The sequence below is a fragment of the Microbacterium sp. BR1 genome, assembly GCF_002812725.1.
In the GTDB taxonomy this organism is placed as follows: Bacteria; Actinomycetota; Actinomycetes; order Actinomycetales; family Microbacteriaceae; genus Microbacterium.
Genome location: NZ_NMUN01000003.1, coordinates 196393 through 210166 on the forward strand (window position 1 = coordinate 196393; position 13774 = coordinate 210166).

The 13774-nt window shown below is 71.1% G+C and carries 12 protein-coding genes; 5 read left to right on the forward strand and 7 right to left on the reverse strand.

What is annotated here, in order from left to right; all coding sequences use genetic code 11:
• Window positions 1-39 precede the first annotated feature (39 nt).
• The 6 genes from CGU35_RS03595 to CGU35_RS03620 all read right to left on the reverse strand — a co-directional run bounded on the left by CGU35_RS03595 (window position 40) and on the right by CGU35_RS03620 (window position 6327).
• The gene (locus CGU35_RS03595) at window positions 40-828 is read right to left on the reverse strand and encodes an aquaporin (RefSeq protein ID WP_100810250.1); all 789 of its coding nucleotides are present in this window, start codon (window positions 826-828) and stop codon (window positions 40-42) included.
• 78 nt (window positions 829-906) lie between these two features.
• Complete coding sequence (locus CGU35_RS03600; RefSeq protein ID WP_100810251.1) at window positions 907-2262, reverse strand: DUF58 domain-containing protein; 1356 nt, start codon at window positions 2260-2262, stop codon at window positions 907-909.
• A gap of 8 nt (window positions 2263-2270) precedes the next feature.
• Window positions 2271-3227 carry an AAA family ATPase gene (locus tag CGU35_RS03605; RefSeq protein WP_100810362.1) on the reverse strand — a complete coding sequence of 319 codons (957 nt, stop codon included), beginning with the start codon at window positions 3225-3227 and terminating at the stop codon, window positions 2271-2273.
• A gap of 33 nt (window positions 3228-3260) precedes the next feature.
• Entirely contained in the window at window positions 3261-4463 is a 1203-nt protein-coding gene (locus tag CGU35_RS03610; RefSeq protein WP_198519510.1) for a DUF4350 domain-containing protein, read from the reverse strand.
• Complete coding sequence (locus tag CGU35_RS03615) at window positions 4460-5122, reverse strand: DUF4129 domain-containing protein (RefSeq protein ID WP_157813884.1); 663 nt, start codon at window positions 5120-5122, stop codon at window positions 4460-4462. Before CGU35_RS03615 ends, CGU35_RS03610 begins: the two co-directional genes overlap by 4 nt.
• A complete protein-coding gene (locus CGU35_RS03620; protein ID WP_100810253.1) occupies window positions 5119-6327 on the reverse strand; it encodes a hypothetical protein in 1209 nt (402 codons plus the stop codon). Before CGU35_RS03620 ends, CGU35_RS03615 begins: the two co-directional genes overlap by 4 nt.
• A 232-nt stretch (window positions 6328-6559) precedes the next feature.
• On the opposite strand from CGU35_RS03620, the gene mtrA reads away from it, so the two are divergent.
• The 5 genes from mtrA (at window position 6560) to hpf (ending at window position 12329) form a co-directional block, all read left to right on the forward strand.
• Entirely contained in the window at window positions 6560-7240 is a 681-nt protein-coding gene (mtrA, locus tag CGU35_RS03625) for an MtrAB system response regulator MtrA (RefSeq protein WP_100810254.1), read from the forward strand.
• 125 nt (window positions 7241-7365) lie between these two features.
• Window positions 7366-9069 (forward strand): MtrAB system histidine kinase MtrB, encoded by a 1704-nt coding sequence (gene mtrB, locus CGU35_RS03630; protein ID WP_232711148.1) that lies wholly within the window; start codon window positions 7366-7368, stop codon window positions 9067-9069.
• Window positions 9066-10733, forward strand: a complete 1668-nt coding sequence (locus CGU35_RS03635; RefSeq protein WP_100810255.1) for an LpqB family beta-propeller domain-containing protein — start codon at window positions 9066-9068, stop codon at window positions 10731-10733. The genes mtrB and CGU35_RS03635 overlap by 4 nt, the downstream gene beginning before the upstream one ends.
• Before the next feature lie 86 nt (window positions 10734-10819).
• Entirely contained in the window at window positions 10820-11569 is a 750-nt protein-coding gene (locus tag CGU35_RS03640; RefSeq protein WP_100810256.1) for a ComF family protein, read from the forward strand.
• A gap of 94 nt (window positions 11570-11663) precedes the next feature.
• Window positions 11664-12329, forward strand: a complete 666-nt coding sequence (hpf, locus tag CGU35_RS03645; protein WP_100810257.1) for a ribosome hibernation-promoting factor, HPF/YfiA family — start codon at window positions 11664-11666, stop codon at window positions 12327-12329.
• A gap of 118 nt (window positions 12330-12447) precedes the next feature.
• On the opposite strand, the gene CGU35_RS03650 is transcribed toward hpf, so the two are convergent.
• On the reverse strand, window positions 12448-13758 hold the full coding sequence (locus CGU35_RS03650) for a hypothetical protein (RefSeq protein WP_100810258.1): 1311 nt from the start codon (window positions 13756-13758) through the stop codon (window positions 12448-12450).
• Window positions 13759-13774 lie beyond the last annotated feature (16 nt).

A 13774-nucleotide genomic window follows, 5' to 3' on the forward strand; every position in this document is an offset into this window, starting at 1 on the left:
CGAGGGGGCGGGCCGCTCTTGCGGTGCCTGCGGTCGTTTCTACCGGGTGCGCGCTTCGGCCTGAGCCGGGAACGCCGGCTTCGGCTCGAACAGGGCGCGGTGGACGAATCCCGCGATCAGACCGCCGATGAGCGGGAACACGATGAAGACCCAGAGCTGTGCGAGCGCGTCTGCGCCGCCGTAGATCGCCGTCGCGATCGAGCGCGCCGGGTTGACCGACGTGTTGTCGATCGGGATCGACGCGAGGTGGATGAAAGTCAGCGTGAGACCGATGGACAGGCCCGCGAGCGCCGGTCCCGTGCCCCGGGACGCGTGCGTGACGCCGAGGATGACCATCACGAAGATCGCCGTGAAGAGAACCTCGGCGATGATGGCCGCGCCGATGCCGAAGCCGCCGGGGGAGTGTTCGGCATACCCGTTGCTGGCGAATCCACCGTCCTGGGCGCCCTGCAGCCATCCGTCGGGTCCGAAGAGCCCGATCAGCACGATCAGGGTCGTTCCGACCGCGCCACCGACGAGTTGGGCGACGATGTAGGCGGGAGCGTTCTTCCATTCGAAGCGCCCGGATGCCGCGAGGCCGAGCGTGACGGCGGGGTTGAAATGTCCGCCCGAGATCGGTCCCCAGGCGTAGATACCCGCCATCAGGGTCAGACCGAACGCCAGGGAGACCCCGACGAACCCGACGCCGAGCGGCGTGCCGTTCGAGCTGACGCCGAAATTCGCGGCGAACAGTGCGGTGCTTATGGAGCCGAAGACCAGGAGGAAGGTGCCGAGTGCCTCGGCGGCGAGTTTCGTGGCTGTGGAGGGGGTTTTCACGGGTTCCGTCATGGCGGACTCCTCTCTTCTGGTGCCGAGCGTAGCGGGGCGCGTGCGTCCGGCGCGAGAGCCGCGCATCAGGTGTTCTTCTCAGAGTCGCCCGGCGGCCTTGAGCGCCAGGTACCGGTCGGAGATCTGCGGGGGCAGTTCGTCCGGTCCGCGCAGGACTGCGTCGGCACCGAGACGTGTCAGCGCGTCGGTGAGGCGCCGTGTATCGAGCAGTGTTCGCTCTGCCGCCGCGGCGAGCCACAGGTCATCGCTCCGATCGCGCTCGGCCGCGATCTGGTCGAGCAGGACGTCAGTCACGGCCCCGACGAGGACACGACTCCGCCCCGTTACGGCCGGCAGCCGCGAGAGCAGCGTGCGGCTCGCGCTCGCGGCGTCGAGCGCGGTCAGCAGCACGACGAGCGACGCGTGCGAGGTGAGCCGGGATGCCTGGGCGAGCGCGGTGTCCCAGTCCGTGTCGATCAGCTGGGGTTCCACGTCGGCCATCGCGTCGACGAGCGCCGGCAGCAGGCGGGTGCCCCGCACGCCACTCACCCGCGCGCGCACGACCCGGTCGAACATGAGCAGGTGCACGTGGTCGCCGGCCCGGTCGGCGAGGGCCGCGAGCAGCAGCGCGGATTCCATCGCGGCGTCCAGACGGGTGCCATCGCCCACGCGGGCGGCTGAGGCGCGTCCCGTGTCGATCACGATGACCACGTGCCGGTCGCGTTCGGGCCGCCAGGTGCGGAGCATCGTGGTGCGGGCCCGCGCGGTGGCACGCCAGTCGATCGAGCGCACGTCGTCACCGCGCACGTACTCGCGCAGCGAGTCGAACTCGGTGCCCTGCCCGCGCACCTGGACGCTCGTGCTGCCGTCGAGTTCCCGCAGTCGGGCGAGCCGTGAGGGAAGGTGGCGACTCGCGTGAAAGGGCGGCAGGACGCGGAGCGCGGCCGGTGCGGAGGTGACGGCCTGGCGACCCGCGAGCCCCAGGGGGCCGAGGCTGCGCACAGCGACGAAGGCCGTCCGGCGCTCGCCGCGTCGGCGGGGGACGAAGGTCACGGGCAGAGTGCGGCTCTCGCCGGGAGGTATGTCGAGCTCCTGACGCGAGGGTTCGGCTCCCGCGGTCGGTTCCCAGCCATCGCGGAGGAGGCCCCGCAGCCGCCGTCGCCCCGTGACCGCGACCGTGATCGTCGCGCGCACCGGCACGCCCAACCGGGCGCGTGCTGGTGTCTCGCGCTCGATACGGATGGCACGCGGGTCGGCCGCGGCCGAGGCATCCGCGATAGCCGCGATCGTGCAGAGCAGGAGCCAACCCGCGACCGCCAGCCACGCGACGGTTCCTGAAGGAATGCCCGTGCCGGTCGAGCCGCCACCGTCGGATCCGCCCGCGGCGAGCGAGAGCAGGATGACGGGCACGACGCCGAGGCCGATGAGCGCGGCGAGACGTCCGGTCACGTACACGGGTATCCCTAGAGCGGCACGGGGGTCTGCTGCACGACCTGGCGCAGGATCGCGTCGGCCGTCACCCCCTCGATCTCGGCTTCGGTGCGCAGCCGCACGCGGTGCCGCCACACGGGAACGAGCATCGTCTGCACGTGATCGGGGGTGATCGCGGGGTAGCCGCCGAGCCACGCCCACGCTTTGGCGGCGGCCAGCAGCGCGGTCGAAGCGCGTGGGCTCGCACCGAGCTCGACCGACGGGCTCGAACGCGTCGCGCGCGCCAGATCGACGACGTACGCGAGCATCTCGTCGGTTGCGGCGACGGATGCCGCAGCGCGCTGTGCGGCGTGCACGTCGGCGATCGTCACCGCGGGCTCGACACCGGCGGCCTCGAGGTCCCGCGGCGAGAAGCCCGCGGCGTGGCGGCGCAGAACGGAGACCTCGGCGTCGCGATCGGGCGCCTCGATCACGAGCTTCAACAGGAACCGATCGAGTTGTGCTTCGGGAAGCGAGTAGGTGCCCTCGTGCTCGACGGGGTTCTGCGTCGCCGCGACCAGGAATGGGTCGGGCAGCGGACGCGTCACGCCGTCCGCCGAGACCTGGCGTTCCTCCATCGCCTCGAGCAGCGCCGACTGCGTCTTCGGTGGCGTGCGGTTGATCTCGTCCGCGAGCAGCACGTGCGTGAAGACCGGGCCTTCGCGGAACTCGAAATCACCCGCGCGCGCGTCGTAGACGAGCGATCCCGAGACGTCCCCCGGCATGAGGTCCGGTGTGAACTGGATACGGGTCGTCTCGAGGCCCAGCGCGCGGCTGAACGAACGCACGAGCAGCGTCTTGGCGACACCGGGAACCCCCTCGAGCAGCACGTGGCCGCGGGCGAGCAGGGCGATCAGCAGGCCCGTGACGGCGCCGTCCTGGCCGACGACGGCCTTGCCCACCTCTTCCCGCACGCGGTTCATCGACTCCCGCAGGGCGTCGTCACTCATCCGTTCTCCCTCATTCGTGGTCATCGGTTCGTCTCATCGTCCGGTGTCATCGTCCGGTCTCATCGGGTCGGGCGGGGTCTCGCCCCGGATGCCGCGCGCGACCGCGGCCTCGAGTGTCCGCAGGCCGTCGCTCAGCGCGAGCAGTTCGCGCTCGCCGCGGGGTTCGTCCTCGATCAACAGATCCCTGGCCGCCCGGTGAGAGATGCCCGCGAGGTCGGCGGATGCGTCGGCGATCTGTGCGGCACCGGCCGCGGGTGGGAGCGCGAGGGCGCGGCGGAGCCGCTCGAGCGTGCCGAGGCGCAGCGCGTCCGCCGCGTGAACGGTATCCCCGCCGTGTTCGTACAGGCGGCCGCGCCCCTCCATGGTCTCGGTGGCGCGCGCCGTCACGGGCAGGCGTTCCACGACGAGCGGCCCGAATCGGCGTCCACGCCAGAGCGCCGCCGCCACCGCGCTCGCGCCGAGCAGCACGATCGCCGGGGTGACCCACCCGGGGGTCAGCTCGCCGAGCGTCGGCTCGGTCGCCACGTCGCTGTCGGTGAGCGCGGGCACATACCAGACGAGGTCCGGCAGGCGCCCCATCAGGTTCAGCGCGAGCGCGGCATTGCCGTCCGACGCCAGGCTGTCGTTCGTGATCAGGCCACGTCCGTCGAAGGCGGAGACACGGCGGTCCGCACCCGCGCCGATGAGCAGTCCGAATCCGTCACCCGCCGGGTAGCACCCGGCTGCACCGGACGTGCCGGGCACGAGCAGACGTCCGGGCATCACGGACCCGGCGCGCCGTGCGGGCGCTGCGTCGCATTCCGGCGCGACGGTCTCGGCCGGTGCGAATCCGCCGGCCGTTGCTCCGGGAAAGAGCAGCTCGACGCCGCGGGCTCGCGGGTCGACCAGCACGATGTCGGTCGCCGCCTCGAAGATCTCGCGCAGTGCGTCATCGCCGAGGATCGGCGAGTCTGCCATCACCAGGGTCGTCGGGGCCGCGCCGAGAAGCCGCAGCGTCTCGTCGCGATCACGCGTGACCGCGACGGCGACACCCTGCTCGCGCAGGATCGCGACGAGCGCTGCGGTGCCGCCGGGGCCGACGCTCTCGGGATCGAGTCGGTCCCTCTCGGTCCAGGTGCCGATGCCCGAAAGCAGCGCACCGGCGATGCCGACGAGGATCACGAACGCGACGATGGAGATCCAGACCACGGCGCGGCGGCGGGACGCCGGGACGGTGCCCACGGCATCCGGCGTCACGATCGGCTCCCGGACGCGACCGCCGCGCGTTCGTCACTCACCGGGCGCGCGGCGGCCACGGCGTCATCCGTCGCCGCAACCCGCTCGTAGTCGCCGGGCGTTCCGGGACGGCGCAGATAGCGCACATCATCGAAGACGGATGCCGTCTCGACCAGCGACCGAGCGAGCGCGGGGAAGGCCCGCGCGGCCGATCGGGCGAACGACTGCGCCGTGGCGCCGGGGCGCGCTGCGACGACACCCCGGTCGATCATCGAGCGCGCCAGGGCACGAAAGCGCAGCACGATCGCGGTATCCCAATCACCGGCGCCGGCTCGCTCGGATGCCTCGCGCCGGAGGTCTGCGGCGGCGCGGACGTCGTCCTCGCCGAACAGCGGGGTCGCCGCCGCGGTCCGTCGTGAGAGCCGCGGGCGACCCCAGATCGCGAACGCCACGACGATGAGTGCGATCGCGAGCAGCGCGAGCCCGACGAGGACCGCGGGGCCGAGCCCCGCCGGGGCCCCCGCGCCGAACAGCGCCCCGAGCATCTCGTTGATGGCTTGGGCGAGCCGGTCGAGCGGCGTCGGTTCGGCGGCGGCGTAGCGCGGATCGGCGAGTTCGCGCTCGGCCCACTCTCGTCCCTCGGCGCCATCCGGGATGAGGGGGAGGTCTCCGAGTCTCACGGCCGAGTGGATTGCGGGTCGGCGTCGCTCCCACCCGCGGTCGGGGGCGCCCACGTGCGAGCGTCCGGGGGCGCGGCCGGTGATGGCGGCGCGGGCGGTGGCGGTGACGGGGCGGGGTACGGCGGCGGCGCATAAACGGGTGGTCCCCACACCGGGGGCATCGGCGGGCGGTCCGCGTGCGGCCCCCACGGGTCGGGGAGGGGGGAGCCCCCGGCGTCCCGGCGCTCGACGTACCGGAGCAGTTCGATGTCGAGTCCCTCACGCCGCATCCGGCAGTCGATGTAGATCAGGACGCTTGCCGTGGACTGCACCACCAGTCCGACGGCCTGGATGGTGAGGGTGAGCACATAGGTCAGCACGACCGTCACCACCACCGCGACGATGGCGCCCGCGGTGGGTTCGCCGGTCGGCGAGACGATCGTCGTGAGAGCGGTGCTGAGCAAAGACAGGGGGAGGCTGACGAACTGGGCGACCGCGCCGAACAGCAGCGAGATGATCACGATCACCCCGAGGGCCGTCCAGAAACGACCGCGCACGAGCACCCACGATCGGGCGATCGCGCCACGGATCGTCGCGCCCTCGAGGATCAGGGCGCTGGGCACGAGGAGCAGCTTCGTGCTGAGCCACAGCGAGAGGGGGATGGCGCCGAGGATCACGAGCACGGTCAACACGATGGCGATGGCGGGATGCACGGCGACGCCGATGGCGATGATGGCCGCCGTCACAGCCGCGACGAGCAGACCGATGGCGAGCAGGAGCAGGGCGGAGTACCCGATCAGCCGTCCGAGGCTCGGTCGCACCTGCCGCCACAGCACCGAGAGTCGGAGCTTTTCGGCCACGACGGCGTGCGATACCTCGCCGACGACGACCGCCTGCACGATGACCTGCAGCGCCGTAGCGAGCAGACCGAGGACGAAGGCGGCCAGTCCCGTGATCAGGGTGGAGCCGGCGAGGACCGCGTCGAATTCTTCCGTGCCCTCGCGAAGCGTGTCGAGGCGCGAGAAGGTCAGCCATCCGATGCCGCCGACGCCGACGATCAGGATGATGAAGGCGATCGCCTGAACACCGAGGGCGAAGCCGAACAACACCGCCGGGTTGTGCCGCAGCGCCGCGAACGAGCGGCCGAGGATCGTGCCGAATCCGAGCGGATGGAGGGGGATGATGCCGGCCCGGGGCGCGGGCGTCCACGTCGGCTGGGCGCTCATCTGGATCCTCCGTAGGCACTCGGCGGGCACGGGGCGGGCGGATGCATGCACCCGGCGCTGGTGTTCGCTCGTCCATCGTGTCACACGCCCCCGGCCACGCCACAGGCAGCGCCACAGGCAGCGCCACAGGCGGCGTTCAGTCCACGCTGGGGCGCTGTCGACTACTCTGTGGTTACCGGCCGCGCTCGGGCCGCGCACGACACTCCGTCGCAGAAGGACGAAACCCCGTTCCATGAGTTCACGCATCCTGGTCGTCGACGATGACACCGCCCTCGCCGAGATGATCGGGATCGTCTTGCGCACGGAGGGCTTCGACCCCGTGTTCTGCTCCGACGGCTCCGTGGCTCTCGACGCCTTCCGCTCCGAGCGTCCGGACCTCCTGCTGCTCGACCTGATGCTCCCGGGCATGGACGGGATCGAGATCTGCACGCTCGTGCGCGCCGAGTCCGGCGTGCCGATCATCATGCTGACGGCCCGCACCGACACGGCGGATGTCGTGAAGGGGCTCGAGTCGGGCGCCGACGATTACATCGTCAAGCCCTTCAACCCCAAAGAACTCGTCGCGCGCATCCGCACCCGCCTGCGTCCGACGCCCGAGAGCACCGGCGCGCCGCTGCGCATCGGCGATCTCACGATCGATGTCGCCGCCCACGAGGTGCGCCGCGCGGGCGAGATCATCGCCCTCACACCGCTCGAGTTCGAGCTCCTCGTCGCGCTCGCCGCGAAGCCCCACCAGGTGTTCTCTCGCGAGATGCTCCTCGAGCAGGTGTGGGGCTACCACTACAAGGCCGACACACGCCTCGTGAACGTCCACGTGCAGCGCCTGCGCGCCAAGGTCGAGCTCGACGCCGACAACCCCCAGATCGTGACCACGGTGCGCGGCGTGGGCTACCGCGCCGGCGCTGTCGTCTGAGGATCGCCGTGACGCCGTCCCCGACCGCGTCCCCGCCTGCTGCGCCCACGAGTACGGCGACGACGAGTACGGCGACGACGAGTACGGCGACGACGAGTACTGTGCCGCAGGCCACGCGGACGTTCGTGTCGTTCGCGTGGCGGCATCCGTCGACGTGGATCGAGGGCACCTCGCGACTGTGGCGTCGTTCGCTCCGTTTTCGCACGGTGCTCATCACCCTCGCCCTGACGGCCTTCGCGATCCTGATCGCGTGCGTCTGGATGGCGCTGGCCATCCAGAACGACCTGTTCCAGTCGCGTCGTAACGAGGTCCTCGACGACTCGCTCCGTGCGGCGGTCGCGGCCCAGACGAAGCTCGATTCGGCCGAGGTGCAGGGCGACCGGGTGCGACTGCAGAACCTCATGCGCGGCGTCGGCGACGACATCGCGCGGCAGTCGTCCAGCGACGAGATCGCGGTGTTCCGTGTGGATTCGGCCCCGTCGTCGATCGCGCCCCAGGACTTCACCGCCGGGGGATTCGACGAGCAGATCGTGTCGGAGGGTCTGCGCGAGCGCGTGCAGGCGCAGCCGTCGTCCCAATGGTGGCAGTCCGTATCGCTCGAGGATGCCTCCGGTCGAATGGTCCCGGGGATCGTCGTCGGGCAGCAGCTGCTCGTGCCCGAGGTCGGCGCATACGAACTGTATCTGGCGTACGACCTGTCGGCCGCCTCGCAGACGCTCGGTTTCGTGCAGAGCACGCTCTGGATCGTCGGCATCACCCTCATCCTGCTCATCGGGGGAATCTCGTGGTTCGTCCTGCGTTCCGTCGCGACGCCGATCTCCGAGGCCGCCGAGACGAGCGAGCGGCTGGCCGCGGGCGAATTGCAGGTGCGGCTGCCCGTCCGCGGCGAGGACGAGCTGGCAACTCTCGGACGATCGTTCAACGCGATGGCCGACAGCATCCAGGCCCAGATCCTCGAGCTCGCCGACCTGTCGCTCGTGCAACAGAGATTCGTGTCGGATGTCTCGCACGAGCTGCGCACGCCGTTGACGACGATCCGCCTGGCGGCCGACATCCTGAACGATCGTCGTGAGAGCTTCGACCCGGCGGCGTCGCGCGCGGCCGAGCTGCTGCACGCGCAGGTGCAGCGCTTCGAGACGATGCTCGGCGATCTGCTCGAGATCAGCCGCTACGATGCCGGATCGGTGCAGCTCGAGTGGGAGCCGACGAGCCTCGCGCATCTCGCTGAAGACATCATCTCCGAGATGGAGCAACTGGCCGAGCAGCACGGGTCGGATGTGCGCCTCGTGGCGCCCGGCGGGTATTCGCCGGTCGACATGGACGCGCGCCGGGTCCGCCGAATCGTCCGGAATCTGCTCGGCAACGCGATCGAACACGGCGAGGGGCGGCCGATCGTGGTCAGCGTCGACAGCAACTCGACCGCCGTCGCCATCGGTGTGCGCGATTTCGGGCTGGGCATGAAGCCGACCGACGCCGAGCGGGTCTTCGACCGCTTCTGGCGCGCGGATCCCTCGCGCAAACGCTCCATCGGCGGCACGGGGCTCGGACTGTCGATCGCGCTCGGCGACGCGCGGCTGCACGGCGGCACGCTCGCGGTGTGGAGCGAGGCGGGCAGGGGCTCGAACTTCGTCCTGACACTGCCGCGCCAGCCCGGCGGCACGATCGAGGCGCCGCCGCTGCGTACCGAGCCCGACGCCGAGATCGACGCGCTCGGACTGACGCAGGCCATCGACGTCCTGGGTAACGAGACCACGCCCGGGGACGATCACACGGATGCGACATCGCCGGATCCGGCGAGCGACAGGGCACGATTCGGGGGAGTGTCATGAGGGCGAGGATCGTCGGGGCCCTCGCGGCTCTCGTGCTGGTGCTCGCGGGCTGCGCGGGGCTGCCGAGCGGCGGCTCGGTCAACCCCGGGCTCGCGCTCGACGAGGCCCCGGACGTCCCCGACTTCTCGTTCCTGCCGAACCGTCCGCAGCCCGGCGCGACGCCGGAGCAGATCGTGGAGGGATTCGTCGCGGCGGCGACGAGCCCCGCCGGACGGTGGGAGATCGCGCGGCTGTTCCTGGCCCCCGACATCAGTCGATCGTGGCGCCCCGAGACGGGCGTCACGATCGACCGGCCGGGGTCACGCAGCGTCACGATGGTGGACAGCGACGTGGTCGAGATGACCGTCGCGCAGACCGGCGAGGTCGATCAGACGGGCGCCTTCCACGCGGCGGATGGCGGTGCCGCCACCCTCGGATACGAACTCGAGCAACAGGGCGACGGCGAGTGGCGCATCAGCAAGGCGCCCGACGGGATCGTGCTGAACGAACAGGATTTCCGCGTCGTCTTCAGCGCGTACGGCGTGATGTTCTTCGATCCCTCGTGGAAGTTCCTGGTGCCCGATGTGCGGTGGTTCCCGACGCGGCAGAACGTGGCGACCCTCATCACACAGGCGATCATCGGCGGCGGGCCGAGCCCGTGGCTCGCGGGCGCCGTGGTGTCGGCGGTCACCGACGGTGTCGTCCTGGAATCATCCGCCGTGCCCGTCGTGCAGGGCATCGCCCGGGTCGAGCTGGGTGCGGCGGCACTCGACGCCGACCCGGTCGCGCTCGGTCGGTTGCTGCGGCAGCTGCAGGCGAGCCTGCAGGGCACGGGGGTGGCGGGTGTCGAACTGCTCGTGGGCGGCGCCGAGCTCGCGGTCGAACCCGCGCAGGCGCTCAGCACGGCAATCGATGCGCGGCCGCTCGTGCAGATCCCGGACGGGTTCGGATTCTTGGGCGAGGGCGATCTGACGACCGTTTCGGGGCTGAGCACGCGTATCGCGGAGCTCGACGCCTATGCGATCGCCGTCGGACGCGGGGCACGCACGGCTGCCGTCCTGCTCGCCGAGGGCGGGGTCGTGCGCGTGGAGGGCAACGTGGTCACGACCGCAGACGAGCGGGCCGATCTGATCGAGCCGGCGATCGACCCGGACGACACCATCTGGACCGTTCCTGTGAACCAACCCTCGGCCGTGCGCCTCGCGACTGCCGGCGGAGACACCCGTGACATCGCCAACGCCTGGCCGGGCGCGACCCAGATCGGAGCCATGGAGGTGTCGCGTGACGGTACGCGCGTCGCGGCCATCGTTACGGACGCCGGTCGAGATTGGGTCGAAGTGGCCGGCATCCAACGCGCCGACGGGGCGCCGGTGTCGCTCGGCGCGCCCGAGCGCGTGCTGCGTCTGGATGGGAGCGGGTCCGATCTCGCCTGGCTCGACGATCGCACGCTCGGCATCCTCTCGGAGGGCACCGAGGGTACGGTCGTCACGGAGCAGGTCGTCGGGGGCCTGAGCACGTCGGGCACCGGACCGGCGGGTGTCGCGGTCTCGCTCGCTGCCGGACCGACGGTGTCGTCGGCGCGGCTGCTCACCGTGGACGGCGCGCTGTTCGTCCGCCGCGGCACGACCTGGCAACGCGCGGCGGATGAGGTGCTCGTGCTCGCGTCGCAGCTGGGTGCCAACTGATCCTCCCCAGGCCCTGTGTCGGCTGACTCCGCCCCGATTCCGCACGCGTGTCGTCGTCGAGCAGTCGCCGGGGGCACCCTGGATCGATGTGGTCGACGGGGCAGGACGCCTGGCGGATCGTGCGCCGTGCGGTCGCCGACGCCGCCGCACTCGCTCTCCCGGAACGGTGCGCCGGATGCCTCGCACCTGGACGACGCGTCTGTGCCGCCTGCCTGCGGGCGCTCGCGCCGGACCCCGCGCCGGTCGTGGTCGCGGGCGATGAGCTCGCGGTCTGGGCGGGTATACCCTTCGCCGGGCCCGCGGCATCGATCCTGCGCACCGTGAAACGCGACGCACGGCCCCGGCTTGCGCGGTGTCTCGCCCCGGCGCTCGCCGGAGCTCTGCGAGAAGTCGCTCACTCGTCGGAGGCCGCGCCGGGTTCGCTCGTCGTGGTGCCCATCCCCTCGAGCCCGAAGAGCTTGCGTGCCCGGGGATTCCGGCTCGTCGATCTGGTGGCGCGGCACGCGGGGGTGCAACCGCGGCGGCTCCTCGCGCTACGCCGCTCGGCTGCCGATCAGCGGGGACTGGGGCGGGTCGACCGGCTCGAGAACCTTCGCGGCGGCATGCTCGCACGCCGGGCCACGGGGCTCCGGGTCGTGATCGTCGACGACGTCGTGACGACGGGCGCCACGCTCATCGAGGCCGCGCGGGCGTTGCGGGCCGGCGGTGCCGTCGTCGTCGGCGCCGCCACGATCGCGGCGACACCCCTGCGTGGACACACCCCGTCGCGAACACGGCCCTTCGCGAACACAGCCCTTCGCGAACACAGCGGTGATGCATCCGAAACTCGCAGGTGACACTCCCGGTCTGCAGGGCTAGCGTGGGAGAGACCAAGGCGAGCGCACGATCCGCTCTTGTACGGGCGGATCGTCCCGAGCAAGGAGGTCAAAGATGGAAACAGGCATCGTCGGCGTTGGAGTGAGCGTCACGGATCGATTCCGATCGGTGGTCGAAGAGAAAGCGACCCGCATCGAGAACCTCGTCCCCCGAGCGCAGCGGCTCGAGGTGAAGGTCACGCACCGCGCTTACAAGGGCGGGCGCATGGAGGACGACACGGTCGAGCTGACTCTGATCGGAAAGGGTCCCGTCGTCCGGGCCGAAGCAACGGATGCGGACAAGTTCGCCGCCCTCGACCTCGCGGTCGACAAGATGTGCGAGCAGCTGCGCCGGGCCAAGGGCAAGCGCGTCGACGCACGCAAGCACCCGCACGGCGCCCACTTCGAGAAGGGCAGCGGCGAGCTCACGGGGATCGATGTTCAGCCGGCCTCGGCCGACATGATCCACGCGGTCGCCACGGGCGAGATCCCGATCATCACCGGCAACGAGGACGAGCCCGACTACACGCCCGTCGTGATCCGCGTCAAGAGTTTCGACGCCGAGTGGATGCCCGTGGAAGAGGCCGTCGATCGCATGGAGCTCGTCGGGCACGACTTCTTCCTGTTCATCGATGCCCGCACCGATAAGCCGAGCGTCGTCTACCGGCGCAAGGGCTGGGACTACGGCATGATCTCGCTGGGCGCGCAGTCCGCGCCGCCCGCCGAGGTGCTCGCCTCGTAGCATCCCGCCGCCGCGTCAGTCATCGAACGGACGCGACACGCCGTCACCTCTCGGGTCGCACGGCGTGTTGCGTCCGTTCGCGCGAGCGGGGGATCGCGTCGCGTGGCGCTGAAGCGCGTCAGTCGAACATGCCGCCGAGCAGGCTGCCGATGACGAGGCCGCCGAGCATGCCTCCCATGCCATCGCCGCCCTGCCCGCCGCGCCGACCTCCACCCCAGCCATCATCCTGCGGGGGGCGCGACGAGTCGATGTCGCGCTGGGCGAGTTGGAGCGCCTCGCTCGCGAGCTGCGCCGACCGGCGTGCGAGCTGGAAGGCGTCCTCGCGCGAATCCTCGTCGCCGGGCAGCCCGGCCATATCGGCTCGCGTGCGCTCGGCTTCGGCGAGTCGCGTGCGCGCATCGGCACCGATCCAGCCGCGGTGACCGGCGATCACGTTGCGGGCGACCGCGATCTGACGGTCGGCGTCGTCGGTGGCATGGCGGACCTGGGCGGGTGTCGGCAGCGGCTTCGCCGCGCGCTCGCGCGCCTTGTCGACCGCGACATCCAGTGCCGTGTTCGCCTCGCGCAGGTGTGAGAGCTGCGCGAACGGGTCGACCTTCGTGTTGGCCGGGGGCAGTGCAGAGAGCGCGGATTGGAGGGCGCTCAGCGCCGCCGTGACCTGGGGGGTCGCCGGTGCATCGCGCGCCGCGATCACGTCGCCGCGTGAGTCCGCGATGACGTCCGCCAGGGTCGACTCAGCACGCAGCGCCTCGATCTCGAAGTCGTCGACACCGTCGAGAAGCGTCGCCGCGCGGCGCACGGCCTCGGTCGCGGTCTCCAGCGCGAGCATCGCCTCTTCGCGTCGGGATGCCTCACGCCGCCGTTCGGAGATGTCGGCGCTGTGCTCGGCGAACGACAACAGCTGCTCGGCCTCGTCCGGCGCGCGGTCGATCTGCTGGAGCGCGGACGGCGCGTACCGGTCGGCGAGACGCGCAACCGTCGTGCGGGCCTGGGGAAGCCGCTCGCGCAGGCGCACGGCGTCGGAACGCACCTGGGCGAGGATCTCGGGTGCGCGGCGCACCTTTGCAATCTGCTCGGCCAGGGTCTGCGTCTTCTCGTCGAGCAGGTTCTCCGCCCACTCGCAGAGCTGGGTGATGCGTGCGTGACGCTCGCGCAGCTCCTCGGGGGTGTCGGGGATCTCGTCATGATTCAGCTGGTTGAGATGGAACGCCTCGGCGAGGTGGTGGCGCACGGCGTCGAGCGCGGCACGGAGGTCCTTCGTCGCGCCCTCGCCCAGTTCCGCGTTCGCGAAGTCCAGCTCATCGGCCGTGACCCGGATCCGCTCATCGGCCTCGACCAGCGCCCGGCCTGCGCGGCGCGCCAGTTCGGCATCCTGCGCATCCAGTGCGGACTGCTCTTCACGCTTGCGTTTGCCCCAGAATCCGGCCATGCTCCGATCCTAAGCC